A 25,440-nucleotide genomic window follows, 5' to 3' on the forward strand; every position below is an offset into this window, starting at 1 on the left:
GAAATCACGCGGCTCGCCACCAGCCTGTTCCAGATCAACAGCACCACCAGAGCGCCGATCGTCGAGGTGATGTAGCCGGCGCCCTGACCGGGGTCGTAGTGGCCGATGCTCTGGCCGACGGCGGTCGCCAGAAACGCTCCGGCGATGCCGAGCGCCGTGGTCAGGAGGAATCCACTGGGATTGTTCGGGCCCGGCGAAAGCAGCCGCGCGATAATCCCCGCGACGAAGCCGACGATAATGATATGCAACATCGCAGTCGTCCTTTTCTGAAAAAAGCAGGGTTTCAAAAAGCTGAAGTTGACCGCCTCAAAGCCGGCCCGCCAATTCGCTCTCGGTCGGCAGCCGTCCGTCCGGCGTCAAATGGTTGATCACCTCGGGCAGTTGCTGGCTGAGGCCGCTCAACAGTTCCTCGCGCGACAGGCCGCTTTGCGCCATCAAGCCGTTGATCTGATCGGCGCCGAGCGCGGTGGCGAGATCGCCGGGCGAAATTGGCTTGTTGGGGCCCGCGCTCACCCATGAATTGGCGGTGTCGCCGTGGCCGCTCTGCTGGAATTGCCTGAGCAGGTCGCCCAATCCGCCGCTGATGACGCTGCCGGCCGCGCCGCCCGCGAGCAGGCCGCCCAGTCCGCCCTTGAGAATATCACCCAGACCGCCGCCAACACCGCCGGCCATTCCGCCGCCGGGCGCCGGCGCTGGTGCTGCGCCGGGTTGGCTGCCGCCGAAGTGCTTGACCGCCTTGTAGGCCAGCAGTGCCAGGATCGCCATGGTCATCGGCGACATCCCGCCGCCCGATGACGGGCTCGGATTGCTGGGACCGCGCGGACCGTTCTGCATTCCGTTGAGTATATCGAGTAAGCCCATCGTCATCTCCTGCCGAGTGCTCGCCCCGCCTTCGCGAAACATATCGGCGCGGTATGACGCTTACAAGGCGAGCCGCCACAAGCTTGCGGTGCGTCGAGAGGCGGCGCGCGGTAAAGTCTGCTATCGAATGGCTTCTGGCAGAAGGATGGCGGGATGATGCTGGATCGACCGATCGGCGTGGCCGGGGCTGGCAGCATCGGCTGCTTTGTCGGCGGCATGTGTGCGGCGGCCGGTCGTCGCGTCGCGTTGCTGGCGCGTCCGCGCGTGATCGAGGAGATCGAAGGCCATGGGCTGACGCTGACCAGCTTCGAGGACTCGCAGCGGCACGTCGCGGCGAACCGGTTGACGCTGTCCGACGATCCCGCGGTTTTCGCCGACGCCGGGGTGGTGCTGGTCACCGTCAAGAGCGCCGATACGGCAGAGATCGCCGACGTGATTGCGCGGCATGCGCCGTCCGATGCCGTGGTCGTCAGCTTGCAGAACGGCATCGGCAATGCGGCGGTGCTGCGCCAGCGATTGCCCGGGCACGTCGTGCTGGCGGCGATGGTGCCGTTCAACGTGATCGCTGCCGGCGAGGGGCGATTTCACCGCGCCACCTCGGGCGATATCGTGATCGAAGCGGACGCTGCCGACAGCGCGGCCCGGCTTGCGGTGCCGGGACTGACGATGCGCGCCACGCGCGACATCGCCGGCGTGCAATGGGGCAAGCTGCTCCTCAATCTCAACAACGCGCTCAACGCGCTTTCCGGTTTGCCGCTGCGCCAGCAGCTCGCGCAGCGCCCGTGGCGCAGGCTGTTCGCCGACCAGATCGCCGAAGGGCTGACGGCGATCAGGGCCGAGGGCATCAGGCCAGTGTCGTTGACGCCGATCCCGGCAGGCTGGGCGCCGCATCTGCTGCGGCTGCCGGACGCGATGTTCGACATGGCGCTGGGGCGGGCGATGAAGATCGATCCGCAAGCGCGCTCGTCGATGTCAGAAGATCTGCAGCGCGGCCGGCGCACCGAGATCGATTATCTGCAGGGCGTCATCACCGAAATCGCCGACCGCAGGCAGCTGCAGGTGCCGCTGTCGCGCCGCATCGTCGCGCTGATCAAGCGCGCGGAAGCCGCGGGCCAGGGTTCGCCGGCGCTGACGCCGGAGCAAATTCGATCAGACACGGTCTGACACATAACCGGCGATCATCGCCGGCTTTGATTCCAACACTGCTGTCGAATCGGCGGTAGCGACCGCAAGCATCCGGGTTTCTTATTGTTGCGAACGGAGCGTTGCGGCGTGCTGCCCACTCGTCGGGCGATGGCGATCTTTGGGCAGCCGGTGCCTCAACGAAAGACCCGCCCGCCTCCAGTTCCGCTACGCGCCGTCTCTCGACTTGGCGAAGGTCCAGTTCCCGCGAGTTGGTATACAATATTTCTATTGGTATACATTATTCCTAATCGTTGCGAAAATGACACAATGTTTCCCGCGCAGCAACATGAGTGTTGCACCGCAGTATGTCATTGACATGCCATATCTTTAAGCAATCGACGTCCGAAGATCTTCGCACTTGCGATATTTTTGGCCCCTAGCTGATCACATTGACGGCATTAACCAACGCAGTCAGTTTGTTACCGGCTCTTTCCAGGGGTCGTTCTACGGGGGATGACGATGAAGAAGTTTGCACTGGGCGTGGCCATTGCGGCCGTGGGGGTCGCTACTCAATCCATTCCCGCATATGCGGACAAGCTCGACGACGTGTTGTCGCGGCTCGATGCGATCGAGCAGAACAACAAGAGGCTCGCCAAGGAAAATGCCGATCTCAGGGCGCGGCTGAACAAGGGTGAGTCTGCCAGGAGCACCGCGCCGGTTGCTAATACCCCCGCCGCGCGCGCCGCCAGCATGACGGCTACGCCCACCCCGCCGCGGTCGCTCACGGCGCCCGAAATCGACGTCAACGGCCACGGGTTTCTTGAGCACAAGAAAGGCAACCCGCTCACCTTCTACACCCCGGGCGGCGAGATCACGGGGTACGGCAACATCGACCTTTCTGTCGACGATACGACGAAAGCCTTCGGAGGAAATATTGACACCAACCCCGCCTTTACTGGTGGAAGCGAGCCTTTCCCGGCCGGAAATTTCGGCTGGATGCCGGCGATTTCGTCGAACAGCTCCTATCTCGGTGTCCGCGGCTTCCAGAATCTCCCCAACTTTCCGGCTAACTTCGTCTATCAGCTCGAAGTCGGCTTCGACGTTTCTTCGACGCCCGGCCTGAAGCAGACCAACAGCCAGGTCAGCGAAAACACCAACGGCTCCCTGTTCAACCGCAACACCTACATCGGCTTTGCATCGCCCGAGTTCGGCGCCATCAAGATCGGCAAGACCACCGCGCCCTACGAAAACTCCACCGGCGGCTTCAATCCGTTCGCGGGCCAGATCGGCGACATGCGTGTCGTCATGGGCAATACCGGCGGCGACAACCGCGTCGAATTCGGCGGCCGGCTCGATCACTCGATCTGGTACGAATCGCCGACGATCGCCGGATTCCAGTTCAATGCGTTGTTCTCGCCGGGCCAGAACCGCAGCACCATCAGCGACAATATCCCCGCAGGAGGATCCGATTGCGCCGGCGGCAACGATCCCACCAGCGGCGGACTTTTTCCGAATGGCTGTAACGACGGCGCGTTTAGCAACGCCTACAGCGCCAATTTGAGCTACACCAACGGACCGTTCTACGCCACCGTGGCCTACGAGCGGCACACCAACGTCAACCGGCAGAGCGACATCTCGGGCATCTACGCAGTCGGATCTTCCGCCCAAACGACCTTCCAGCTCGTCAATTGCCCGGTAGGGGGCGCGGGATGTTTCCCCAATGCCGCTCAGCTGGCCGCCTTCAACGCGGATGTCGCGGACGAAGACGCCTTCAAGGTGGCGGCGCTGTATACCTTCTCGACCAAGACCACGGTCGGCGGCATCTTCGAAATGATGCACCGCTATGTGAGCCCGCTCATTCAATTCCAGAACGAGCGCACCCGAAACGGCACCTGGGCGTTCCTGACCCAGGAATTGACGCCGCAAGACAGCGCCAGCTTCGGCTGGGCGCACGCGTTCAAGGGCAACGGCGATCCCGGACAGCATAATTCTGTGCCGACCGCCACTCCGATTCCCGGCTCGCTGGGCACCGACTGCGGCGCTGGCTGCGGCTTGACCGCTTTTGCAAACGACAACGCGGCAGACATGGTCACCTCGACCTATAAGCACAAATTCGGATCGAACCTGACCTGGTACACCGCGGTGGCGGCGACCATCAACGGACCGAACGCCCACTACGATCTGGGCGCCGGCGGACACGGCGTCACCACCGACTGTCACTCGGCCTTCGGCGCATCGGGCGGCCTGGTTTCCCAACCGCATTGCTGGGTCGGCCCCACCCTCGCCGGGGTCTCGACCGGCCTCCAGTGGAGATTCTAAGTCATGACAAAACATATTTTGCTGGGCGCAATCACTGCTTTGGTTCTCGCTCCGACGGCTGTTTCAGCGGCTGATTTGCCGATGAAGGCGGCGCCCATTCCCGTCGCGATCTACGACTGGACCGGCTTCTATATCGGTGTGGCCGGTGGCGGATCTTTGGGGACGAGCAACCACATCGATCCGTTCGGAGACGCCTATACGCGTGGTTACAATGTCAAGGGCGGTCTGGTCGGCGGCACGTTTGGTTATAACTGGCAGATGTCGAGCTTTGTCTTCGGCGTGGAAGGCGACGCGTCCTGGGTCAGCGAGATCGGCACCAACCCCGATGATGGACCGTTCGTTGGCAATCCGGCCTTCGCGAGTTCGACCAAGGAAAATTGGCTCGTAACGGCTCGGGCTCGCCTCGGATACGCCGTCAACAACCTGTTGTTCTACGGCACTGGCGGCTACGCCGGGGCAGGCGTAACGGCCAGCGTCAAGGACACTGGCACCAACGCGCTCATCGTCTCATCGTCCAGCACCCGCAGTGGCTGGACGGCCGGTGGCGGCCTCGAATGGGGTTTTTTGCCCAACTGGTCGGCCAAGTTCGAGTGGCTCTACATGAAGTTTGACAGCCCGGGTTTTAACACGCTGAATTTGGGACCCGGCACTCGCGGTTCGGTGCCGCTGGACGACAACGTGGTCCGCGCCGGCATCAATTATCGGTTCGGCGGTCCGGTGGTCGCGAGATACTGATTGCTCCAGCTCCAATGACTCAAGAAGCCCCGGCAGCGCCCGGGGCTTTTTCATGCAGCCATGTTCACGCAGCCTTCGCGGTTGCTTGAGACTGCGAAGGTCAACTTCCGATCATGAGCGGAAATGGCCGCCTGCTGTCTCGATAACTTCTATTACCCGTGATCCGACTGGTCCGGCCAATACGGCAAGCGAGGGATTTGATCGGACGCTGCTGGACCAAATCCCCGCACAGAATTTTCAGAAGGGGTGATTGGGGTTGGAGATAGTGTTGCCGGGGTAGCGGCCGTCGCCGTAGAGACCGCCCCAGCCCGAAGGGTAATTGCTGTATCCCTGGCTGTAACCCCATCGGAGAGCATCCTGGACGGGGAGGCGTGGGTCCGCCGATGCGTATGCATTGACAGGGGCGCTCTGCGTCGCGCCCTTGGCAGGGTGGATGTCGCGCGCCATAGCCGGGGCCGCGAGCGTGAGCGAAAGTGCCGTCGCTCCAATCAGCCCGAACTTGGTCATGATGTTCTCCTTTTGGGTTTCATGCATGAGATACGCGAAGGCGACACCCGTTCGTTCCGGAATATGCTCTCACGTTAACGTGCCAGGCCCTGCAAAGTCATCAACAATACGCAGCGGCAAAGCAGATCCGGCCACCCCCACCATGTAACCCCCCGGTCTGCAAATTAAACTCCTGCCGTTTCTAAAATTCGATTTATGCTTTGTCGGGCCATGCTCAGGGAAGACGCGACTATAGTCGCATCTTCCCGGATGATCCCTGAGTTGCTGCAGTGCCGTCGAAGAACATGGCCTTGCTCGCAGGCCAGACTGGCAGTCTGTGTGAGCGTCGTTCGCTTCGGTTTTGCAAACGGCAAAGGCGACCGTGCGGTCGATCCTCATCAGCCCCGAAGGAGCCGTTGAGGTGATCCCCGGCGTCATCAAACGCAGGTTCGCGATAAGAACTTATCCGCTCGCTATTCGAGGACGGCCACCGGAGGCAGCCCATGCTTCCCCGCAAGCGGCAGAGGTGAAATCGACCTAGCTTCGCTTGGCCTTGCTCGAAGAGGAGCCGAACAGCGCCTTCTTCAGGTCCTTGATTCCTTCGGAAAGCCGCGGCCATTCGCAGGAGAAGGAATGCGGCGCGCAGCTCGTGGTTTTCATCCGCTTGACGTCGCTCGACGCCGGCTGTGGCTTGCCGGTACTCCCGGTACTCCCGGTACTCCCGGTACTCCCGGTAATGCCGGTCGTCAGGGGCGCCCTTTCGGTTTCATTTTTCAGCGAAGCCTGAAGTTGCTGCTGTTGCTTCGCTGCGAACGCCGCCGCGATGCTGCTGCGCCGCTGACTGTCGAGGTAGGCGGTGTATTGTTCGTCGATATGCCTCTGCTCTTCGGGCGTCGGATTAGGCCCCGCGATATCGAAATTGCGGTTCTGCATGAAATCGAAATAGCTGTAGCCGCCGCCGGGCTTTCGCCGTCCGGCGAATTTCGCGTTGCACGCCGACAGCGCCGCGGTCCTGGCTTCTTTGGTCGCGGCCTTCTCGGCGATGTCGGCGCATTCCTCGAAATCGGCCGGCGCGCGCGAACCCCACCACTGCGCCTGCGCACGCGAAGGCTGCAGCACGACGCTTGCGGCGATCGCGGCCATCGTCAAGGCGAAGGTGCGTGATGCGATCACGAACAATTTTTCCCAAAGTGGATTCGAATGACACTGATTCCATGGATTGTCGCCATTATTGGCCGGCTTGTCACCCCGAAACCGGCGCTTTTTTCGCGCGGTCGCTGCGAGCCTATTCCTCAACCGTGGCGGGCGGGACACAGCGGAAGGCCGATCCAGAACAAAAGCAGTCTCAAACAGCACCGATCACGCCGGTCGCGAACGGGGCGGTCCACTCGGCCGCCTCGTTTGCCTGCTGCAAGGAATGCCATCGGCCACCATTTCCAGGAGATTCCGAAAGCCGGGTCACGCGGCCGGAATCGCCGGCGGGTCACTGCCGAGGCTAGTTGCCGAACACATTCCCGCCTTGCACCCGGCAGCTCTCGCCGCTGGTCTTGACCGAGTAGAATTCGTGTTCGCGACCCGTGATCATGCTGGTGACGCGGGTGGACTGGGCGCCGCCCGCCTTTCCCGTCACCACGCGTGCGCTGCAGCCCTGAAAGCCGGAGTCGAAGGTGACTGATATCTGCATCGCCCCGGCGTTGCCGCGCGGCATGCTCGCGCTCATCGTGTTGCCGTGAAAATTGACCGATCGGGACGAACTCTCGCCCTGAACCGCGTCGCGATTTCCCGATCTCGTTCCACGCCTGTTCGTCACCGACATGCTGACGCGGCTAAACGCATGTCCGGCCTCGCTAATATAGACGGAAAGCTGCCCCGATCCCGTGACCGCTGTCGGCTGTGCGTCCCTGTCGGTGGTTTGTATCCTGTCTTCCTGCCAACTCACGATCACCGACTTGCCGTAAAGTTGCGACGGTGCGGCCAGCGTGCCGGACGACGCCATTGGCAGCGCCACGATCGCGGCAATGACAGGGTATGACAGCCGGCGCAGGCTCCGGCGATTGGCGCGCAATTTCATCAATGATCTCCGTTTCACACAATGACTTTCCCACGCATCCCCTGAGGGATCGCAGAACGATTTATTCGCAATAATTCTTTCCGTTGAATGAGAAGCATTTTCCGCCGCCTGACGGAACGGCCCGGCGAGGCGCCGGGTCCTTTGTCGCGGTCCGCGCCTTCGGCGCCGGCTCCTGGCGTTTCTCGCATGCCCCGCCGGAGTTCAGGAAGAAGCCGCTGCCGCAACCGATCTGAACGCAGCGATCACCTTCCGCGCGCTGTCCCTTTGCGCAGTTCAGCGGGCACACGCGATCGGGCCTGTTGCGGACGGCATCCAGCGCATCGAGGCTGGCCAGCTTGATGTCGAACCGGGTTTGCGCGTTCTTGTTGAAGAGATCGAGCGCCTTGCTGGAGCTGTCATCCCAATTGCCGTCAACATTCCCCGCATTGCAGCCGACACGCTTCAAATGGGCCTGCAGCAATCGGGCGACGTCGGCCTGGTCGATCCGTGGCGCCGGCGGCGGCTGCTGCGGGATCGTCTGGTTCGGCGTCAGCGACGCGACCTTCTCGGCGTCTTCCCTGGCAGCGCGCCTGGCCTGCTCGACCTGGCGCTGGGCCTCCGCAATCGCCTGACGCTTGGCTTCCTCGACCTGCTGCCGGGCGGCTTCGGCCTGTTGCTGTGCCAGTTCGACCTGCTTTCGCGCTTCGTCCAGTTCCTTCTTGGCCTGTTCGGCCACCTGCTTGCGCGCTTCCTCGAGATCCTTCTTGGCCTGCTCGGAGAGCTTCTGCTTGGCCTCGGCGGTCTGGCGCGTGCTTTGCTCTTCGAGCTGCTTGCGCAGTTCCTCGGCTTTCAGCGCCGCCTGCTCTTCGGCCTCCCGCCGCGCATCGTCGGCCTTGCTGCGGGATTGTTGCGCGGCCGACAATTTACTGTTCTGCGCGCGGGCGAGGTTCGCATAGAGGCCGCTGGGGTGGCTTGCGAGAAACGAATCCCAGGCTTGTTTGGTCCCGATCTGCGCGGCGAGTTCGTAGTCGACACGCGCGCCGGCTTCGGGATCGACCGGTTTTGCGGTTTGCGGAACCAGCGCCATGGTTTCGCCGCCGAGCGATCCGTAGACGAATGGCTCCTGGTGATTGCCGGTACTCTTCAGCACGTCGTCGCGAACCCGGCCGAACGCCAGCCGCAGGTCAAGCCCGGGTTCGGTGATGTATTTCACCAGAGCGGTCGCGAACGGACTGTTGTCGCCGTCGCCGTCGCTCGCCACCGCGCCGGCCTTCGCCGCGTAGGCGATCAGCGTGTCCGACATCGCCGGCTCGATCTTCGCGAGCCCGCGCCCGATCGAGCGGCTGGCGACGCTGCGCTTCATGGTCTTGGCGAACGGATTGTCGCGGCAGGCGTCGAGGATGACCAGCTTGAGGCGCTTGGCCGGATCGAGCGCCTTGAGCACGCGGTCGAGCGAAACGGTTTCATCCTCGACGTCGAAATCGCTCAACAGCCTCGCGTCCGCCGGCACCAGATAGTTGGTGCCGTCGACCTCGATGCCATGGCCGGCGTAATAGACCACCGAGATATCGGCATCGCGCGATACTTCCGAGAATTCGCGGATGACACGGCGCAGGTCGGAGATGCCGAGATCGCGCTCATTGTCGACGATATCGAAGCCAGCCTTCCGAAACAGCGAAGTCATCGCGTCGGCGTCGCGCGCCGGGTTGGTGAGCTTCGGCACCTGCTGATATCTGGACATGCCGATGACGAGGGCGACCCGCTTGTCCGCGAGCGCCGGGTCGGCGGAAATGCACCAAAAAAATCCAAGAAAAAACAGCAATGCGGACCGCACCGCAGGCCCCCAATATTCCTATTGTCTATCCATACCAAGCACAGCCCTGGCCGGCAAGTTGCCGGTCCGGCCATTGACCATTTGGGATATCGGCCTCCTGCCCCCGTGTAAGTGAGATAGCTCACGGACGGCTGCCGGCCCATCCGTTTCATAGGCGCGTTGCGGCCGGGCGGTGCGCCAACGCCCGTCGTCGCAAGCCGAATACGGCGTCAGCCTGCTCGCAGGTGATCGGGATTCGCTGTAATCGTTCCGCTGTCCCACAACCCTCGCGGGTTGTCATCTTGGGGAGTGATCGAGATGATTCGCTATTTCGTTTGGATGTTGGTCTGCCTGGGCTGCTCGACAGCCGCCGTCGCCGCGCCGGAGCAGCGGCTGGGCGCTCCCCCGGCCTGCCTGTATCAAAGCAGGTCCTACAGCGACGGAGCCTATGTCTGCGTTCAGAAATCCCTGATGCAGGTCTGCTCCTCCGACGGGACCCACGCGACGTGGAAACCCGTTCCCGACAGAGATATCAATGAGCGGTGCACGGCCCCGATGACGCTCGATCATCCGCCCGAGCAGCGCGTTCACCGCACCCGGCGGCATGCCTTGCTTCGCAGGGTCCATCCGGTAGCGGATGGGTCTGCGAAGTGCTTCATGTTCAACGGCCGGCAGTATTGCGAGTAGCCGAGGCCCGGATGGGGCCGCCTTTTCGCCATCAGGCGGCTGGCCGGGATCCCATCCTTGCAATCTCGCCGGCGTCGGCAAGGCCCTCGACGTTCCAGCACAGCTCCATGACCTTCGCCGTCTGCTCCTTGGGCAGGATTCCTCCGGCGAGATCGGTGAATTTGCGATCGAGGTCCTTGTCGCTCATCGGCTTCTCCAGGCTGCCGATCGCGTGCTCGACGCGCTTCTTGAGCACGCGGCCGTCGTTGAGCTCTATCGCCATCTCGACCTGCTCCGGCTTGATCGACGGATCGATCACGGGCACGACCTTGCCACGAAGCTCGATGACGGCCGGATCGCGCACGGCGCGGTCGCTGAATTGTTTTTCGCCGCCGGCGCCTTCGATCAGCGCCACCGCAACCGCATGGTAGATGCTGAATTTGCCTTCCAGGCCTTCCTGGGGAGTCTTCTTGCCGGTCAATTCCAGCACCAGCGGATGCACCTTCAACTCGATCCGCTTCACCTGGTCGGCGGTGAATTTCTGCTCGACTCGAAGCTGGATCGCGGCGTCGATGGCCGGATGCAGCACGATCCCGCAGGCGAACGGCTTGTAGGTGTTGAGCGCCGCCTCGTAGCGCTGGCCGAGGCCCTCGGTGATTTCGCGATAGTCCTGCTTGGTGCTGATGGTATTGGCCCAGCCGCGTTTGGCCTCGATCATGCCGTCGGAGCTGGTGTAGTTCTTCGCGGCCAGTAAGGCTGCGAAAATGCCGTTGCTGGCCGCGCGGCCCGGATTGAAGCTCTTGTTCATCGAGCCGAAGGATTCCCGCAAGCCCACCGGCTGCGACGCCGCCAGCCCGAGCGCCCAGACCATCTGCTGCTCGTCGAGGCCGAGCAGCTTGCCGACCGCTGCGGCCGCGCCGAACACCCCGGCGGTGCCGGTGATGTGCCAGCCGACGTCATAGTGGTTCGGATAGACCGCGTTGCCGATCCGGCATTCGGTCTCGACGCCGAGCACCAGCGCGTTGAGAAAATCCTTGCCCGACACCGGCTGCATTTCCGACAGCGCCAGGATCGCGGATGCGACCGGGCCGGCCGGATGGATGATGGTCTTCAGGTGGGTGTCGTCATAATCGAAGATATGGCTCGAGACGCCGTTGATGAAGGCCGCATTCATGATGTCAAACCGCTCGCGGCGGCCGAACAGCGAAGCCTGATGCGGCCCCGAGAACGGCGCGAGCGCCGATGCGGCGATGTCGACCGTCTGGTGGCGCGAGCCGCCGATGGCGACGCCCACCCAGTTCAGCAGGGTCCGCACGCCTTCCTTGCGAACGTTGTCCGGCAACTCATCATATCGGGCGGTGACAATGTAATGGGCGAGGATCCGGGTCACATGCGGCGGCGCTGCCGAAGGCGCGGCGGCGGGCTTTTGAGGCTCGGTGGAGGTCGCCTGCGCCGACGCCGTCGCTGATGTCAATCCTGCGAAAACCGGAAGGGTCGCTGCGGCGCGCAAAATCGTCCTGCGGTCGGTGAACGGCATGATACGTCCTCTTGCTTCTTTGTTGAAAAGACCATTCTCTTGGTACAATCGAATAAGCAGGAAATATAGGGTCGAATTCGATGACGCGAAACCCGAACATGCGCGACGCCATCCTCAGCGCCGCCGAGGCGCTGTTCTCCAGCAGCGGCTTCAATGCCGTCTCGATTCGCGACATCGCGCAGGAAGCCGGCGCCAACCCCGGCAGCATCACCTATCACTTCAAGAGCAAGGATGGTCTGCTGCTGGAGATCTACAAGCGGCATTGCGGACCGATGAACAAGCGCCGCATCGAGCTATTGGTCGCGGCGATGCGGGTGCGCGATTTGCAGAACAGGCTCGAGGCGATCGTGCGCGCCTACGTCCAGCCGGCGTTTTCCTCGAGCAGCGATCTGGCGGGCGGCGGGGCGCGTTTCACGCGGCTGCGCGCCGTGATGTCGGCTGAAGGCAATCCGGTGGTGGGGCGCATCATCGCGGAAATCTTCGACGACACGACGCATGCCTTCATCGATGCCATCCAGCAAAGTCTGCCGCATCTGCCGCGCGCGACGATCGTCTGGCGCTGCCAGTTCCTGCTCGGGGCGCTGTACTACGCCCTGGTCAATCCGGAGCGGGTCTCGCGGCTTTCCCGCGGAGAATCCGACGGCTCCGACATCGCCGAAGGCATCGAGCAGCTGGTCTCCTCGACGGTGGCTTCGCTGCAGGCGCCCGACCCGAACGATCTGCGCGGTGAAGCCACCATGGGCGCGCGCCGGGCGCCGGTGCGCGCCAGACCGGCGAAGGCCAAACCGGACGTTTGAGACGCCTGGTTCCGGTCGGCGATCGCGCACCATGCTGGCGTGCCAGGGGGCTGGCGGGATAGGATATCGCTCACCAACATGGCGCGCCGCAGGCCGGATGGCGCCGGATGGCAGGGGAGAGCCGGACATGCTTCTCATATTTGTTCGTCACGGCAGTGTGGCGATGTTGCTGGTAGGCGTGGCGGCGGAAATACTGGCCTGGCTATCTGGCGCCATCTCGCTGCAGCCCGCCTTGATCCTGCTCGGCGCGCTGCTGTTCTATCTGAGCGAATACGGCATGCACCGTTTCGCCTTTCATGCGCCGCCGCTGTCATGGCCGCCGGCGCGCAAATTGCAGCACCGCCTGCATTACGACCACCACGTTGAGCCGAACCGGCTGGATCTGCTGTTTCTGCCGGCCTGGTTTCTGGTGCCGAACCTCGCGGTCGCCGCCGGGCTGTTCGGGTTTTTATTCGGGACGCAGGCCGCTTTCTCCGCGTTGCTCGGAATGACGCTGGCCATCCTGCATTATGAATGGGTGCATTACGTCGCGCACATTCCCTACCAGCCGCGAACGCGGCTCGGCCGCTGGATCAAGCAGTACCACCTGCGCCATCATTTCATCAGCGAGAAGCACTGGGTTGGCGTCAGCAATCCCGCGCTCGACGGCGTGTTCGGCACCCTGCACGGACCCGACGCCGCCGAAAAAAGCACCACGACGCGCCAGCTCTACTGAAGGCAGGCCCGGTGGCGGTTAGGCGCTGCCGAAAAATGGCATAGGAACAACCCGGCCGCGACGGGAACGTTCGCCGAGGACTGGCGATCCGGCGGTCGTTCTGGTATGGAGCGGGCAAGCGCCGCTTTTCGACAGCGCGCGCTTCGGTCCCGTAGCTCAGCCGGATAGAGCGACGGTTTCCTAAACCGTAGGTCGCATGTTCGAGTCATGCCGGGATCGCCAATCCAGCCGAACGTCGAGCCGGATTCAGTTCGGACCAAAGGCCGGGATCGAATTCGCAGCCGGATAACGCTTCCGTGACCGGACACGCGATCGCCTTTAAGATTAACGGCAGGTTTAAGAATTAGTGGCAGACAGATATTCCGGACGCGGAGTTATCGAATGCCGAGATTTGGAATTGGCGCTAAGCTGCTGGTGTTTTCCGTCGTCATCTTTGTCGGCTACGCTTTCCTCGCCGGGCTCGCGAGCCACAAGATTCACCAGACCATCAGCGCCGAACGCGTCGAGATGGTGCGCCGCCTCGACGAAACCGCGGTGTCCATGGTCAAGAGCGCCTATGCGCGCATGCAGAGCGGCGAGCTCACCGAGGACGCGGCCAAGACGCTGGTCAAGGACCAGCTGCGGAAGCTGCGCTACGGCAACGGCGAATATTACTACGTCCATGATTATGACGGGGTCAACGTCGTGCATGGCGCAAAGCCCGAACGCGAAGGGCAAAACTTCTACGGCTTCGTCGATCCGAACGGCAGGCAAATCATCAAAGAGCAGATCGAAGCCGCGCGCAGCGGCACCGGCGCCGTCATCGCGCTGAGCCCTCTGGCGCGCGCCGGCTCGAATGACCCGGTCACGAAGTTGAGCTATGCGATCGCCTTCGACCCCTGGCGCTGGGCGATCAGCACCAGCGTCTTCGTCGACGATATCGAAGCGCGCTTCGCCGAAGTGGCCTGGCAATTCTTCTCGATCGCGGTCGCCGTTGGCCTGTTCATGATAGGCTGTGCCTATTGGTTGTCGCGCCAGATCACCCGGCCACTCGGCCGTCTGGTGCAGTTTACCGAGCAGCCGCTGTCCGATGCGCCGTCGAGCGAATTCATGCGCGATTTGCGCCTCAAGGACGAAATCGGCACCGTGGCGCGGGCGCTCCAGGTGTTCAAGGAGAAATCGGCGGAAGCCGAACGCCTGCGCGCCGAGGTCGACGTTCAGAAGAGCCATGCCGAAGCGTCGCGCCGCGAAGCCCTGGTCGGCATGGTGACGACCGTCGAGACCGAAACCGACAGCGCGGTCGCCGGCTTCGACAGCCGGATGACGGCGATGACCGAAGCGGCGGCGGTGATGAGCCGGTCGGCGGGATTGGTCGGCGCCAGCTCCCAGACCGTCGCGGCGGCCTCCGCGCTGGCCCTCGCCAACGCGCAGACCGTCGCCAGCGCCACCGAACAATTGTCCAGCTCGATCCACGAGATCAGCCTCCAGGTCAGCAATGCGACCAAGGCCACCACCGTCGCGGTGGGCCGCAGCGACCAGGCGCGCACCACGATCGCCAGTCTGGCCGAGGCGGTTGCCCGGGTGAGCCAGGTCACCACGCTGATCTCCGAGATCGCGTCGCAAACCAATCTCCTGGCCCTCAATGCGACGATCGAGGCGGCGCGCGCCGGCGATGCCGGCAAGGGCTTTGCCGTGGTCGCCAGCGAGGTGAAGAATCTCGCGACCCAGACCGCCCGCTCGACGGAAGAGATCAACCGCCAGATCAACGAAATCCAGAGCATCACGCAGGAGACCGTGCGCGGCATGGATGAGGTCAGCGGTACCGTGCGCACGATCGACGAAATTGCCAATTCGATTGCCGCGGCGATCGAGCAGCAGCATGCCGCGACGAGCCAGATCGCCCGCAACGTCACCGAGACGGCCAACGGCGCGCGCGAGGTTTCAACCCGGATTGCCGAGGTGTCGGGCGAGGCGACGCGCTTGGGTGACGAGGCGGGGCGGGTTCACAGCTTCGCGGCCGATGTCACCGGCGCGGTATCGTCGCTGCGTCGGGTCATCGTCAACGCCGTGCGCAGCTCGGCAGCCGCCTAAAGCGGCCGTTGCAGACGAGATGAAAGCCGTCACCCCGCAGCCGCTCAGCATCGAGATTGCCAAGGCGGGCCAGGTCTCCGCGCTCCTGAACCGCCCCGCGCAAGCCCGCGCATGCTTTGTCTTCGCCCATGGCGCCGGCGCCGGGATGACGCATTCTTTCATGGAGACGGTCGCGCAAGGTCTTTGGGAACGCGGCATCGCGACCTTGCGCTATCAGTTTCCCTATATGGAGAAGGGCAGCAAGCGGCCGGATCCGCCGGCCATCGCGCACGCCGCCGTGCGCGCCGCGGTGGCGGAAGCCGGGCTGCGCTGTCCGGGCCTGCCCTTGATCGCGGGTGGCAAATCATTCGGCGGCCGCATGACCTCGCAGGCGCAGGCGGCCGCGCCGCTCGACGGCGTTGGTGGTCTTGCGTTCCTGGGCTTTCCGCTGCATCCAGCGGGCAAGCCATCCAGCGACCGGGCTAAGCACCTCGCCGACGTGCATATCCCGATGCTGTTCCTGCAGGGCACCCGCGACAATCTCGCCGAGGTGGCGCTGCTCGAACCCGTGGTCGAGCGCATCGGGCCATCGGCCAGGTTGCATCTGGTCGACGGCGCCGATCATTCCTTCCACGTGCTGGCGCGGTCGGGGCGCAATGACCGCGACGTCATGAATGAAATTCTGGACGCGTTCGCTGTGTGGGTTGGCGAGATTTGACGAAAAGGTCAGCCGCTCAGCAGCCGCGGCAGATGCTGTGCAGCTGCCGGTTCAGCGCTTCGTCCTCGTGCTTCATCTGCTCCAGCGATTGCATCGTCTTTGCTTGAGGAGCCATTTCAGGTTTCCGCTTCGCGGCGAGCGCCGCCTCCTGACGCGCGTAACACGCCTCGCGCTCCGGCTTGGCCTGGATGAACCGGCATTGCTCCACGGCAACAGCGGGAGCGGTGACGAGCATGAGCACGGCGCACGCCAGAAGGGATATCATCACGCCCATCTCCGGCGAGACCTTGTTCCTGACGTGCATGGTGCGGCATCCTGTGTGGCGATGATCCTGCTTTTGCACGGTCGTTCAGCCCTGGTACAGCCCCTTGTCGCGGGCCTGACGGATGGCAAGCGCCGCCAGCATGTCGAGCATCGGCGTCGACAGTCCCGCCGCCCTGGCGAACGCCGCCGGTGCCCGCACCAGCGCATCGATTTCCATCGCCCGGCCGCGTTCGTAATCCTGCAGCAGCGACGGCTTGTGGTCGGGTGCGGGTCCGGAGCGGGTAACGCGCTTGACCTCGGGGAAACAGCTTTGACTGACGCTGTTGGCTTCATCGAGCAGGCGCGGCACGATATCGCCCAGCGCGGGATCCTCGCGGACCGCTTTTGCGGTTTGCCCGGTCACCAGGCACAGCACCGACATCGACATGTTGGTCAAGAGCTTGGACCAGATCGCCTCCCTGATCCGCGGCGTCACGGGTGACTGGATGGAGGCTTCATTAAGCACCGCCCTCACGCCTTCGATCCGCGCGCTGGCGCGGTCGTCGCATTCCCCTGCCAGCAGCATGTTGCGCTCGGGCGAGAGGTTCATGACGATGCCGGGCGCGATCACCTCGTTGGCCGAAAAGATCACGCCGCCGATGATCCGCTGCCGCGCCACCGCCTGGCGCTACCGGCCGCCGGGATCGAGAAAGCCGAGCTCCGGCACCGGCCGATGACCGGGTGAAATTCCGATGTTGTACCACCAGGGAATGCCGTTCTGGGCGAACACCACAGCCGTATCGTCGCGCAGCAGCGGCGGCAGCCCGGCGACCAGGCTTTCGAGCGCGTTGGCCTTCAGCGTGCTAATGACGAGCTGCTGCGGACCCAGCGCCGCCGGATCGTCCGAAGCCTTCACCCGCGCGGAAAATTCGGTCGCCCCGACCCGCAGCGTCAGGCCGTTGGCCTTCGTTGCCTCCAGATGCGGCCCGCGCATCACGCAGGAAACCTCATGCCCTGCCAGCGCCAGCCGGACCGCAAAATGACTGCCGACGGCGCCCGCGCCGAAAATGCAGATGCGCATGGGAGGAGGGTGTCCTGTTGAAGACGAGCAGCCCGGGATTCCAGTTTCCACAAGCGCGGCCCACAGCGCAACCGGTTCCTTGATCGGGTCATACGGCCGGTGCTGGTGTCGCCAAGATAGCCAAATCTCCTCAGCCAAGGCATGATCGCCGACCCATCATCCGGGAACCCACTTTGCCCGCCAATACAATCGAAGAACCCGCGCGCCGCGTGCCGCTCTACGGCGAATATGACGTCGCCGTGCTCGGCGGCGGGCCGGCGGGGATCGCCGCTAGCGTGGCAGCGGCGCGCGCGGGACGGCGCACGTTGTTGATCGAGCGCTATGGCTTTCACGGCGGCATGGGCACCGCCGCCGGTGTCACCAATTTCTGCGGGCTTCACGCCAATGTGTACGGCCAGATGCATCGGGTGGTGCAGGGCGTCGCTTCCGAACTGTTGGCGCGGATCGACCGGCTCGGCGGCCTCAACGCGCCGCATCTGATATTGGGAAAAATCCTGGCGCAGGCCTATGACACCGCGGCCTACAAGATCGCGGCCGACGATCTCCTGGCCGTCCACAAGGTCGACATGCTGTTTCACGCGCTTGGCGCCGGCGTCGTCATGCATGACGCGACGCGCATCCATGCGCTGATGGTCGAGACCAAGGCCGGCCGTCAGGCGATCACGTCGGACATCTTCATCGATTGCTCCGGCGATGGCGATCTTGCGGCCTGGGCCGGTGCGCCCTATGAGATCGGCGACAACCACGGCAGCATGCTCTATCCCTCGATGATGTTCCGGCTCAACGGCATCGATCCCGACAAGGCCGGCGAAGCCTGGCGCACGATCCCGGCGCTGATGGAAAAAGCCGAAGCCGCGGGCACGCATCGTTTCCCGCGCAAGGCCGCGATCGTGCGGCCGCAGCGCTCGCCAATCGAATGGCGGGTGAATTTCACGCAATTGGCACGCCAGGACGGCAGCGCGATCAACGGGCTCGATCCCGACGATCTCACGCGCGGCGAGATCGAGGGCCGCCGCCAGGCGGTGGCCGCGTTCGAATTCCTGCGCACGGTGCCCGGGTTCGAGCAATCCTACATCGTCGACCTGCCGCCGCAGCTCGGTATCCGCGAAACCAGGCGCATTGTTGGCGGCTATCTGCTGTCGGGCGAGGACGTGCACGGCTGCGCGTCGTTCGACGACAGCATCGGCGTCAACGGCTGGCCGATGGAATCCCATGTCGCGGGCGATGTGATCTTCACCTTCCCGCCGATCCCGGACTCGCGCGGCTTCAACGAGCTGCCGTATCGCATGCTGATTCCCGAAGGCCTCGACAATCTGCTGGTGGCCGGGCGCTGCGCGTCGATGACCCATGACGGCCAATCCGCGGCACGCGTCTCCGGCGCCTGCTTTGCGATGGGTGAGGCCGCCGGCACCGCCGCCGCCCTGGCGCTGGATGGCAATGCAAGCCCTCGCGATATCGCGGTGAGCAAATTCCAGGACCGGTTGAAACAACAGGGGGCTTTCATCGGGCGGGATCAGGCCGTGCCGGAGGGGCTCTGATCAGCGAGTTCCGAAATGACCAATCACGTTTTCGTCGTCCCCGCGAAAGCGGCACCCATACACCGCGATTTGTCTTTGGGGCAGGATGGCAGCGACCAACTTTCATGATAGCCGACGGTGGTTATGGGTCCCGGCGTTCGCCGGGACGACCCCGGCGGGTTTGGAACAAGACGAAGGAAGCTAGATGGTATGGTTTTCACGGGTCCCTTTGGCCGTCCTTCTGTTGCTCGCAGCCGCGGGAGTCACGCGGGCCGACGATGTGCTGAAGGCCAAGGTCGGCGTGCTCAGGCTGTCGTCGTCGGCGCCGGTGTTCATCGCGCAGGACAAGGGCTATTTCCGCGACGCCGGCCTTGCTGTCGACTTGAAGTTCTTTGACGCCGCGCAGCCGATCGCGGTCGCGACCACGTCGGGTGACGTTGATTTCGGCGTCACCGCCTTCACCGCGGGACTCTATAACCTCGCCGGCAAGGGCACGCTGAAGGTGATCGGCGGCATGAGCCGGGAGAAGGCGGGCTATCCCCTGATCGGCTATTTCGCCAGCAACAACGCCTATGCTGGCGGCCTCAAGACGCCCAAAGATCTCGCGGGGAAACGCATCGCGGTCACACAGGTCGGTTCCAGTTTTCACTATTCGCTCGGCCTGCTCGCCGACAAATACGGCTTCCGGCTTGCCGACATCAAGGTGCTGCCGATGCAGTCGCTGTCGAACGCCGCGGCGGCGCTGAGAGGCGAAACCGTCGATGCCGCGCTGCTGCCGGCCTCGACCGCGCGCAAGCTGATCGACGATGGCGGAGCCAAATTACTGGGCTGGGTCGGCGACGAGACGCCGTGGCAGCTCGGTGCGGTGTTCGCTTCGCCGAAGACACTCGCCAACAAGCCACTGGTGGCGAAACTTCTGGGCGCACTGGAGCGCGCCGACCGCGAATATCATGACGTGATCCTCGCCTCCGTCACCGATGGCAGGGCGGCGGTCAACGACACGACCAGGCCGCTCCTGGAGATCATCGCGAAATACACCAATTTGCCGCTTGAACAGGTGGTCGGCAACTGTGCCTATATCGATCCCGACGGCAAGCTCGATGTGAAAAACGTCGCCAACCAGATCGAATGGCTGCAGGCGCAGGGTTTTGTCGACAAGGGATTTGCTGTCGACGCGATCATCGCCAGGGACTATGTGAAGCCGGATTGATGTACCACGTCATTGCGAGCCAACGGGTCGTGCGAAATGCGCGCCCGATGATAAGCTCCGCGAAGCAATCCATGCGCCGGATAAAGAATGGATTGCTTCGTCGCTTCGCTCCTCGCAATGACGCCAAGTAAGGCCGGATACGGGACGAGCGCCGCAAACGGAACACATATGGACCTCATCGCCGACCACATCACCCACCGCTTCGGCGCGCTCGAGGTACTCGACGACGTATCGTTCACGGTCGGCGCGGGCGAGGTGGTCGCGGTCGTCGGCCCGTCCGGCTGCGGCAAGAGCACGCTGCTGTCGATCCTGGGCGGGTTGCTGCAGCCGAGCGCGGGGGCCGCGGAATTGCGCGGCGCGCCGCCACCCGAAAGCCTCAATCCGCTGACCTTCGTGTTCCAGGATTTTGCGCTGTTGCCCTGGTGCACGGTGGAAGAGAATGTCGAATTCCCGCTGCTGGACAGCGGCCCGACGCCGGGCGAACGCAAGACGATCGTCGACGACGCCCTGCGCCGCACCGGCCTTTCCGATTTCCGCGGCACGCTTCCAAAACAACTCTCGGGCGGCATGCGCCAGCGGGTCGGCATCGCCCGGGCGCTGGCCGTGCGGCCCGCGATCCTTTTGATGGACGAGCCGCTGTCGGCGCTGGATTCGCAGACCCGCGAATTGCTGATGGAGGATTTTGTCAGGCTGCTCGCCGATGGTTCGATGGGCGCGGTCTATGTGACGCACAATCTGGAGGAAGCGGTGCGGCTGGCGGACCGCATCGTCGTGCTGTCGCGGCGGCCCGGCCGCGTCCGCGAGGTGGTGAACATCCCGCTGACGCGCACCGAGCGCGGCGACATCCAGGCATGGGAAAAGCTGCTCGCGCTGCAAAGCGAGCTGTGGTCGCTGATCCGCGAGGAGGCGATCGACGCCGAGCGCGAGGTCCAGCATGCTTGACCGCGCCCATGACCAGGCCGGCCCTGCGCCAGCCGGTAAGGCCGAGCTGCGGCCGGTCGCCTTTCGCGGCGCGGGTTTTTCGCCCAAGGCGGGCCGCCATGCAGGCTGGATTGCGCTGCTATTGGCAATCGGGCTCTGGCAAGCGGCTGGCAGCGCCGGCATCGTCAATCCGCTGTTCCTGCCGACGCCCGTTGCGACCCTGCGCGCGATCTGGCAGCTCGCGGTCTCGGGCGCGCTGTGGCAGCACCTTTCCTATTCCGTCATGCGCATCGTCACGGGCTGGATTCTGGGGACGGTCGCCGGCATTATTGTCGGCTTCGGCATTGGGCTGTCGAGTCTCGCGCGCTCCGTCGGCATCACCTTCATCTCGGCGCTGTTTCCGATCCCGAAGATCGCGCTGCTGCCGCTGCTGATCCTGTGGCTCGGGATCGGCGAGGAGCCAAAGATCGCCACCATCGCGCTCGGGGTGTTCTTTTCCACCGCGATCTCGGTCTATAGCGGCGTCGACGCGGTGCCGCGCAACCTGATCCGGATGGCGCAGAGTTTCAATGTGCCGTTCCACGCCATCGTGCGCCGGGTGATCTGGCCGGGCGCATTGCCGTCGATCCTCGCAGGCTTCCGCATCACCGCCTCGATCGCGCTGCTGCTGGTGGTGAGCGCCGAAATGATCGGCGCCGAATACGGCATCGGCGCCTTCGTGCTGCAGGCCGGCAATCTGATGCAGACCGATCAGCTGCTCGCCGGCGTCGTCGTCCTGTCGCTGTTCGGCCTGGCGGTCGGGCGGCTGATCAACTGGGCGGAGACGCGGTTACTGCACTGGCGGTGACTTTTGCTCCCTCTCCCCGCTTGCGGGGAGAGGGTTGGGGTGAGGGGGATTCTCCGCAAAGCCGGACTCGCGGAGAGTCCCCCTCACCCGGAGACTTCGCTATCGCTTCGTCTCCGACCTCTCCCCGCAAGCGGGGCGAGGTGAAGCGACTCTGACCTTGCGAGGCCCGTCTCACGCATTGCCGCGGTCTTCGCGGAACAGATCGAGCTTCTGCTGCACCGGGCGGTCGGAGAAACTGAACAGCACGGAGTCGGTGTCGGCCTCGTGGGTGACCCACTGCCAGCTCGGCACCACGAACAGGTCGCGCGGGCCCCATTCGAAACTCTGCTCGCCGATCCGCGAACGTCCCTTGCCCTCGATTGCCGCGAACACCGTGGCATCGGTGGCGCGATAGCGCGCCGTCTTGAAGCCCTTCGGCAATAGCTGGATGAAGGTGCCGATCGTCGGCATCGCGAAATCGCCGGTCTCGGGATTGGAGAATTTTAGCTTCAGGCCGTGGCAGGCGTCCCATTCGTCGCGCAGCTTGGCCTGTTCCAGCGCCTCGCGGGTGTAGGCATAGGGATAGTTGAAGATCGGCGAGGTCTTCGATTTGCGCTTCTCGTCGACCGGCAGCAGGTTGTGGCCATAGCGGGCGAAACTGTCGCCGGCCGGGCGGGTGATCTTCTGCTGATCTTCGCCGGCGGTTTCCGCGAACGAGGCGTCGAAGAACTGCACCATCGGAATGTCGAGGCCATCCAGCCAGAACATCGGTTCGGAGGTCTCGTTGGAATGGTCATGCCAGGTCATCGACGGCGTAATGACGAAGTCGCCGGGCTCCATCGCGGTGCGCTCGCCATCGACCGAGGTGTAGGCGCCCTTGCCCTCTAGCACGAAGCGCAGCGCCGACTGGCTGTGCCGGTGTGCCGGCGCGACGTCGCCGGGAATCACCATCTGCACGCCGGCAAACAGCGACGTCGTGATTTTCGATTGCCCGCGCAGCCCGGGGTTTTCCAGTACCAGCACCCGCCGCTCGGCTTCCTTGGCGGTGATCAGCTTGCCGGCTTCGGTCATGTAGTCGCGGATCGCGTCGAATTTCCACAAGTGAGGGCGGCAGGCGCTTCTCGGCTCCGGCGTCACCAGATCGCCGAGCACGTTCCACAGCGCGGAAAGATTTTCGCCGTCGATCTTCTTGTAGAACGCCTCGCGTTCCGGCGTCTTGGTTACGGCTTCCATGGCCAGCCTCCCTGCGGTTCTTGTTGCGTCGCTTGATTGACAGCATACTTACAATATGGCTAGCGTCAATCACGGCCACGCCAAGGCCGGCGAGAAAATTCCAGGGAGGTTTGAGATGAAGCTGCACGGCTATTTCCGCAGCAGCGCGTCCTACCGGGTCAGAATTGCATTGAACCTGAAGGGGTTAAATGCGGAACATTTGCCGCATCACCTGCGCAAGGGCGAACAGCGCGAGCCGAGCTATCTGGCGATCAACCCGCAGGGGCTGGTGCCGACACTGCAGGACGACCGCGGCACGATCCTGACCCAGTCGCTCGCCATCATCGAATGGCTGGATGAAACCCACCCGAAACCCCGGCTGTTGCCGAAGGACCCGCTGCGCCGCGCCCGCGTCCGCGCCTTTGCGCAAGTGATCGCCTGCGACACCCATCCGCTGCAAAATCTCAAAGTGCTGTCGCGGCTGCGCGAGCTCGGTGTGGGCGATGAACAGGTGACGGGCTGGGCGGCATGGGCCAACCGCGAAGGTCTTGCGGCCTGCGAACAGCTGATCGCCGGTGAACCCGGTCCGTTCTGCTTTGGTGCGGCGCCCACGATCGCCGATCTCTGCCTGGTGCCGCAACTGGCCAATGCGCGACGCTTCGGCGTCGATCTGGCCGCCTTTCCGCGCCTGCTCAGGGCCGAGGACGCCGCCAAAGACCTCAAGGCGTTCGCCGACGCCGCGCCGGAGCGACAGCCCGATGCCGAGTAAGCCAGCCACCGTCACCATGGACGCGGTCTACTCCGCGCCGGGCTATCTGTTTCGCCGGATGCAGCAGATCGCGGTCGCGTTGTTCATGGAGGAGTGCAGGCCCTTCGATCTGACGCCGGTGCAATATGCCGCGCTGGTCGCGATCCGCACCCATCCGGGGATCGACGCGACGCGGCTCTCCGCGGTGATCGCCTTCGACCGCTCGACGCTGGGCAGCGTGATCGAGCGGCTGGAGGCGAAGAACTATGTCGAGCGAAAGCCGGCGCGTGAGGACAAGCGGGTCAAGCTGCTGCACCTGACCCGGATCGGCGCCAGCGTGCTGCGCGAGATCATGCCGTCGGTCGACCGCGCGCAGGCGCGCATGCTGCAGCCGTTGAAGCCGGCCGACCGCAAGGCGCTATTGGCGCTGCTGGCGCAACTGGTCGATCTCAACAACGAGGCGTCGCGGGTGCCGTTGCGCGCCGAAGACGCGCTCGAACATCTCGGCAAGGCGAGCTGATGGCATCCGGAGGCGCGCGGCCGGTATTAATCGCGGGCGGCGGCATCGGCGGTCTCGCCGCGGCGCTGGGCCTCGCGCAAAAGGGCATTGCGTCAATCCTGCTGGAAAAATCGGCGACGCTGGGCGAGATCGGCGCCGGCATCCAGCTCGGTCCCAACGCCTTCCACGCCTTCGATTATCTCGGCGTCGGCGAGGCCGCGCGCGGCATGGCGGTTTATGTCGACCAGATGCGGCTGATGGATGCGCTCACCGCCGAAGAGATCACCCATGTCGATCTGGGCGAGGCCTTTCGCGCGCGATTCGGCAATCCATACGCGGTGGTGCATCGCGGCGATCTGCATGGCGTGTTCCTGCGGGCATGCCGGGGCCACGCGCTGATCGATCTGCGCGTCAGTTCCGAGGTTCTGGGTTACGATCAGGACGGATCGTCGGTGACGGCGCATCTCGCCACCGGCGATCGCGTCACCGGTTCGCTTCTGATCGGCGCCGACGGGCTGTGGTCGAATATCCGCAAGCAGGTCACCGCCGATGGTCCGCCGCGGGTGTCCGGCCACACCACCTATCGTTCGGTGATCCCGACCGAAGAGATGCCGGAAGACCTGCGCTGGAACGCGGCCACGCTGTGGGCCGGCCCGAAATGCCACCTCGTGCACTATCCGCTGTCGGGCTGGAAGGTGTTCAACCTCGTCGTCACCTATCACAACGATGCGCCAAAGCCGGTGGCCGGGCAACCGGTTTCCGAAGCAGAAGTCATGAAGGGTTTTACCCATATCCATCCGCGCGCGCAGAAACTCATCCGCCACGGCAAGAACTGGAAGCTGTGGGTGTTGTGCGATCGTGATCCGACCGAGCGCTGGATCGACGGTCGCGTCGCGCTGCTCGGCGATGCCGCCCACCCGATGCTGCAATATTTCGCGCAAGGCGCCTGCCAGGCGATGGAAGATGCGGTGTGCCTGTCGCACATGCTGGGCAGCCACCCCGGCGATCACGCCAGCGCGCTGGAGCAATACCGCGCGCAGCGCTTCCCGCGCACCGCGCGCGTGCAACTGATGTCCCGCGCCATCGGCGAGCACATCTACCACCCGGCCGGCGAACACGCCCGCCTGCGCAACGCCATCATGGGCGCGAAGACCTCCGAGGATTGGTACCGCGACCTCGCCTGGCTCTATGGCGGCACGGGGCTGGAGGGGTAGGATTCGTCATGCAGGCACGACTTTGAATCGTCATTCCGGGGCGCGAGCGTAGCGAGCGAGCCTGGAATCCATAACCACCATCGTGAGTATGGATTCCG

26 protein-coding genes and 1 tRNA gene are annotated in these 25,440 nt (G+C 64.0%); 16 read left to right on the forward strand and 11 right to left on the reverse strand.

Annotated elements, in window-relative coordinates; translation table 11 throughout:
* Both E8A46_RS13510 and E8A46_RS13515 read right to left on the reverse strand, forming a co-directional pair.
* Positions 1-251, reverse strand: a 251-nt coding sequence (locus E8A46_RS13510) for a GlsB/YeaQ/YmgE family stress response membrane protein (RefSeq protein WP_291561380.1), incomplete at its 3' end; no start/stop codon positions are given.
* Positions 252-306: 55 nt separating this feature from the next.
* Positions 307-861 (reverse strand): YidB family protein, encoded by a 555-nt coding sequence (locus tag E8A46_RS13515; RefSeq protein ID WP_291561382.1) that lies wholly within the window; start codon positions 859-861, stop codon positions 307-309.
* Positions 862-1,014: 153 nt separating this feature from the next.
* On the opposite strand from E8A46_RS13515, the gene E8A46_RS13520 reads away from it, so the two are divergent.
* The 3 genes from E8A46_RS13520 to E8A46_RS13530 all read left to right on the forward strand — a co-directional run bounded on the left by E8A46_RS13520 (position 1,015) and on the right by E8A46_RS13530 (position 5,040).
* Positions 1,015-2,025, forward strand: a complete 1,011-nt coding sequence (locus E8A46_RS13520) for a 2-dehydropantoate 2-reductase (protein WP_291561384.1) — start codon at positions 1,015-1,017, stop codon at positions 2,023-2,025.
* Between the two features lie 480 nt (positions 2,026-2,505).
* Positions 2,506-4,305 (forward strand): porin, encoded by a 1,800-nt coding sequence (locus tag E8A46_RS13525; protein WP_291561385.1) that lies wholly within the window; start codon positions 2,506-2,508, stop codon positions 4,303-4,305.
* Positions 4,306-4,308: 3 nt separating this feature from the next.
* Positions 4,309-5,040, forward strand: a complete 732-nt coding sequence (locus tag E8A46_RS13530; RefSeq protein ID WP_291561388.1) for an outer membrane beta-barrel protein — start codon at positions 4,309-4,311, stop codon at positions 5,038-5,040.
* Positions 5,041-5,277: 237 nt separating this feature from the next.
* Here the strand turns inward: E8A46_RS13530 and E8A46_RS13535 are convergent, their stop codons facing one another.
* The 4 genes from E8A46_RS13535 to E8A46_RS13550 all read right to left on the reverse strand — a co-directional run bounded on the left by E8A46_RS13535 (position 5,278) and on the right by E8A46_RS13550 (position 9,410).
* Complete coding sequence (locus tag E8A46_RS13535; protein ID WP_291561390.1) at positions 5,278-5,547, reverse strand: hypothetical protein; 270 nt, start codon at positions 5,545-5,547, stop codon at positions 5,278-5,280.
* Positions 5,548-6,063: 516 nt separating this feature from the next.
* Positions 6,064-6,699 carry a hypothetical protein gene (locus E8A46_RS13540; RefSeq protein WP_363251712.1) on the reverse strand — a complete coding sequence of 212 codons (636 nt, stop codon included), beginning with the start codon at positions 6,697-6,699 and terminating at the stop codon, positions 6,064-6,066.
* A 322-nt stretch (positions 6,700-7,021) separates the two neighbouring features.
* A complete protein-coding gene (locus E8A46_RS13545; RefSeq protein ID WP_291561392.1) occupies positions 7,022-7,597 on the reverse strand; it encodes a hypothetical protein in 576 nt (191 codons plus the stop codon).
* A 61-nt stretch (positions 7,598-7,658) separates the two neighbouring features.
* Positions 7,659-9,410, reverse strand: coding sequence for a caspase family protein (locus E8A46_RS13550; RefSeq protein WP_291561394.1), 1,752 nt, complete (start codon positions 9,408-9,410; stop codon positions 7,659-7,661).
* A gap of 297 nt (positions 9,411-9,707) precedes the next feature.
* On the opposite strand from E8A46_RS13550, the gene E8A46_RS13555 reads away from it, so the two are divergent.
* Positions 9,708-10,076 (forward strand): DUF1496 domain-containing protein, encoded by a 369-nt coding sequence (locus tag E8A46_RS13555; protein WP_291561396.1) that lies wholly within the window; start codon positions 9,708-9,710, stop codon positions 10,074-10,076.
* Positions 10,077-10,107: 31 nt separating this feature from the next.
* Here the strand turns inward: E8A46_RS13555 and E8A46_RS13560 are convergent, their stop codons facing one another.
* The gene (locus tag E8A46_RS13560; protein WP_291561397.1) at positions 10,108-11,592 is read right to left on the reverse strand and encodes an MmgE/PrpD family protein; all 1,485 of its coding nucleotides are present in this window, start codon (positions 11,590-11,592) and stop codon (positions 10,108-10,110) included.
* 80 nt (positions 11,593-11,672) lie between these two features.
* On the opposite strand from E8A46_RS13560, the gene E8A46_RS13565 reads away from it, so the two are divergent.
* The 5 genes from E8A46_RS13565 to E8A46_RS13585 all read left to right on the forward strand — a co-directional run bounded on the left by E8A46_RS13565 (position 11,673) and on the right by E8A46_RS13585 (position 15,871).
* Complete coding sequence (locus E8A46_RS13565; protein ID WP_291561398.1) at positions 11,673-12,389, forward strand: TetR/AcrR family transcriptional regulator; 717 nt, start codon at positions 11,673-11,675, stop codon at positions 12,387-12,389.
* A gap of 127 nt (positions 12,390-12,516) precedes the next feature.
* Positions 12,517-13,104, forward strand: a complete 588-nt coding sequence (locus E8A46_RS13570) for a sterol desaturase family protein (protein WP_291561400.1) — start codon at positions 12,517-12,519, stop codon at positions 13,102-13,104.
* A 145-nt stretch (positions 13,105-13,249) separates the two neighbouring features.
* Positions 13,250-13,326, forward strand: a tRNA-Arg gene (locus tag E8A46_RS13575).
* 159 nt (positions 13,327-13,485) lie between these two features.
* Positions 13,486-15,174: a cache domain-containing protein gene (locus tag E8A46_RS13580; protein ID WP_291561402.1), complete on the forward strand. Its 1,689-nt coding sequence runs from the start codon at positions 13,486-13,488 to the stop codon at positions 15,172-15,174.
* Between the two features lie 19 nt (positions 15,175-15,193).
* Positions 15,194-15,871, forward strand: a complete 678-nt coding sequence (locus tag E8A46_RS13585) for an alpha/beta family hydrolase (RefSeq protein ID WP_291561404.1) — start codon at positions 15,194-15,196, stop codon at positions 15,869-15,871.
* A 16-nt stretch (positions 15,872-15,887) separates the two neighbouring features.
* Here the strand turns inward: E8A46_RS13585 and E8A46_RS13590 are convergent, their stop codons facing one another.
* Genes E8A46_RS13590 through E8A46_RS13600 form a run of 3 tightly spaced genes read right to left on the reverse strand, consistent with a single transcriptional unit; the run spans position 15,888 to position 17,195 of the window.
* Positions 15,888-16,175 (reverse strand): hypothetical protein, encoded by a 288-nt coding sequence (locus E8A46_RS13590; RefSeq protein ID WP_291561407.1) that lies wholly within the window; start codon positions 16,173-16,175, stop codon positions 15,888-15,890.
* A 45-nt stretch (positions 16,176-16,220) separates the two neighbouring features.
* On the reverse strand, positions 16,221-16,793 hold the full coding sequence (locus E8A46_RS13595; RefSeq protein ID WP_291561409.1) for a ketopantoate reductase C-terminal domain-containing protein: 573 nt from the start codon (positions 16,791-16,793) through the stop codon (positions 16,221-16,223).
* Between the two features lie 9 nt (positions 16,794-16,802).
* Complete coding sequence (locus E8A46_RS13600) at positions 16,803-17,195, reverse strand: 2-dehydropantoate 2-reductase N-terminal domain-containing protein (RefSeq protein WP_291561411.1); 393 nt, start codon at positions 17,193-17,195, stop codon at positions 16,803-16,805.
* Between the two features lie 173 nt (positions 17,196-17,368).
* Between E8A46_RS13600 and E8A46_RS13605 the strand changes: the two genes are divergently transcribed.
* The 4 genes from E8A46_RS13605 (at position 17,369) to E8A46_RS13620 (ending at position 21,690) form a co-directional block, all read left to right on the forward strand.
* Positions 17,369-18,733 (forward strand): FAD-dependent oxidoreductase, encoded by a 1,365-nt coding sequence (locus E8A46_RS13605; RefSeq protein ID WP_291561413.1) that lies wholly within the window; start codon positions 17,369-17,371, stop codon positions 18,731-18,733.
* A gap of 184 nt (positions 18,734-18,917) precedes the next feature.
* Entirely contained in the window at positions 18,918-19,922 is a 1,005-nt protein-coding gene (locus tag E8A46_RS13610; protein WP_291561415.1) for an ABC transporter substrate-binding protein, read from the forward strand.
* Between the two features lie 168 nt (positions 19,923-20,090).
* Positions 20,091-20,864 carry an ATP-binding cassette domain-containing protein gene (locus E8A46_RS13615; RefSeq protein WP_291561417.1) on the forward strand — a complete coding sequence of 258 codons (774 nt, stop codon included), beginning with the start codon at positions 20,091-20,093 and terminating at the stop codon, positions 20,862-20,864.
* Positions 20,857-21,690 (forward strand): ABC transporter permease, encoded by an 834-nt coding sequence (locus E8A46_RS13620; RefSeq protein ID WP_291561419.1) that lies wholly within the window; start codon positions 20,857-20,859, stop codon positions 21,688-21,690. Before E8A46_RS13615 ends, E8A46_RS13620 begins: the two co-directional genes overlap by 8 nt.
* Positions 21,691-21,861: 171 nt before the next feature.
* Here the strand turns inward: E8A46_RS13620 and gtdA are convergent, their stop codons facing one another.
* Complete coding sequence (gene gtdA, locus E8A46_RS13625; protein ID WP_291561422.1) at positions 21,862-22,902, reverse strand: gentisate 1,2-dioxygenase; 1,041 nt, start codon at positions 22,900-22,902, stop codon at positions 21,862-21,864.
* A gap of 115 nt (positions 22,903-23,017) precedes the next feature.
* On the opposite strand from gtdA, the gene maiA reads away from it, so the two are divergent.
* From maiA to E8A46_RS13640, 3 genes are read left to right on the forward strand one after another with little or no spacing between them, the layout of a single operon-like run.
* Positions 23,018-23,650 (forward strand): maleylacetoacetate isomerase, encoded by a 633-nt coding sequence (gene maiA / locus E8A46_RS13630; RefSeq protein ID WP_291561546.1) that lies wholly within the window; start codon positions 23,018-23,020, stop codon positions 23,648-23,650.
* Entirely contained in the window at positions 23,640-24,149 is a 510-nt protein-coding gene (locus E8A46_RS13635) for a MarR family transcriptional regulator (RefSeq protein WP_291561424.1), read from the forward strand. Before maiA ends, E8A46_RS13635 begins: the two co-directional genes overlap by 11 nt.
* Complete coding sequence (locus tag E8A46_RS13640) at positions 24,149-25,342, forward strand: 3-hydroxybenzoate 6-monooxygenase (protein WP_291561426.1); 1,194 nt, start codon at positions 24,149-24,151, stop codon at positions 25,340-25,342. Before E8A46_RS13635 ends, E8A46_RS13640 begins: the two co-directional genes overlap by 1 nt.
* Positions 25,343-25,440: the final 98 nt, after the last annotated feature.

The sequence above is a fragment of the Bradyrhizobium sp. genome (assembly GCF_004799445.1).
Lineage (GTDB): Bacteria > Pseudomonadota > Alphaproteobacteria > Rhizobiales > Xanthobacteraceae > Bradyrhizobium.

Bases quoted from the DNA above. Each gene is read 5' to 3' on its own strand.
- E8A46_RS13585 (WP_291561404.1), top strand. From the start codon at position 15,194: ATGAAAGCCGTCACCCCGCAGCCGCTCAGCATCGAGATTGCCAAGGCG.
- E8A46_RS13515 (WP_291561382.1), bottom strand. From the start codon at position 861: ATGGGCTTACTCGATATACTCAACGGAATGCAGAACGGTCCGCGCGGT.
- E8A46_RS13640 (WP_291561426.1), top strand. From the start codon at position 24,149: ATGGCATCCGGAGGCGCGCGGCCGGTATTAATCGCGGGCGGCGGCATC.
- E8A46_RS13545 (WP_291561392.1), bottom strand. From the start codon at position 7,597: ATGAAATTGCGCGCCAATCGCCGGAGCCTGCGCCGGCTGTCATACCCT.
- E8A46_RS13560 (WP_291561397.1), bottom strand. From the start codon at position 11,592: ATGCCGTTCACCGACCGCAGGACGATTTTGCGCGCCGCAGCGACCCTT.
- E8A46_RS13555 (WP_291561396.1), top strand. From the start codon at position 9,708: ATGATTCGCTATTTCGTTTGGATGTTGGTCTGCCTGGGCTGCTCGACA.
- E8A46_RS13520 (WP_291561384.1), top strand. From the start codon at position 1,015: ATGATGCTGGATCGACCGATCGGCGTGGCCGGGGCTGGCAGCATCGGC.
- gtdA (WP_291561422.1), bottom strand. From the start codon at position 22,902: ATGGAAGCCGTAACCAAGACGCCGGAACGCGAGGCGTTCTACAAGAAG.
- E8A46_RS13535 (WP_291561390.1), bottom strand. From the start codon at position 5,547: ATGACCAAGTTCGGGCTGATTGGAGCGACGGCACTTTCGCTCACGCTC.
- E8A46_RS13525 (WP_291561385.1), top strand. From the start codon at position 2,506: ATGAAGAAGTTTGCACTGGGCGTGGCCATTGCGGCCGTGGGGGTCGCT.
- E8A46_RS13530 (WP_291561388.1), top strand. From the start codon at position 4,309: ATGACAAAACATATTTTGCTGGGCGCAATCACTGCTTTGGTTCTCGCT.
- E8A46_RS13565 (WP_291561398.1), top strand. From the start codon at position 11,673: ATGACGCGAAACCCGAACATGCGCGACGCCATCCTCAGCGCCGCCGAG.
- E8A46_RS13570 (WP_291561400.1), top strand. From the start codon at position 12,517: ATGCTTCTCATATTTGTTCGTCACGGCAGTGTGGCGATGTTGCTGGTA.
- E8A46_RS13600 (WP_291561411.1), bottom strand. From the start codon at position 17,195: ATGCGCATCTGCATTTTCGGCGCGGGCGCCGTCGGCAGTCATTTTGCG.
- E8A46_RS13615 (WP_291561417.1), top strand. From the start codon at position 20,091: ATGGACCTCATCGCCGACCACATCACCCACCGCTTCGGCGCGCTCGAG.
- E8A46_RS13620 (WP_291561419.1), top strand. From the start codon at position 20,857: ATGCTTGACCGCGCCCATGACCAGGCCGGCCCTGCGCCAGCCGGTAAG.
- E8A46_RS13635 (WP_291561424.1), top strand. From the start codon at position 23,640: ATGCCGAGTAAGCCAGCCACCGTCACCATGGACGCGGTCTACTCCGCG.
- E8A46_RS13580 (WP_291561402.1), top strand. From the start codon at position 13,486: ATGCCGAGATTTGGAATTGGCGCTAAGCTGCTGGTGTTTTCCGTCGTC.
- E8A46_RS13590 (WP_291561407.1), bottom strand. From the start codon at position 16,175: ATGCACGTCAGGAACAAGGTCTCGCCGGAGATGGGCGTGATGATATCC.
- maiA (WP_291561546.1), top strand. From the start codon at position 23,018: ATGAAGCTGCACGGCTATTTCCGCAGCAGCGCGTCCTACCGGGTCAGA.
- E8A46_RS13610 (WP_291561415.1), top strand. From the start codon at position 18,918: ATGGTATGGTTTTCACGGGTCCCTTTGGCCGTCCTTCTGTTGCTCGCA.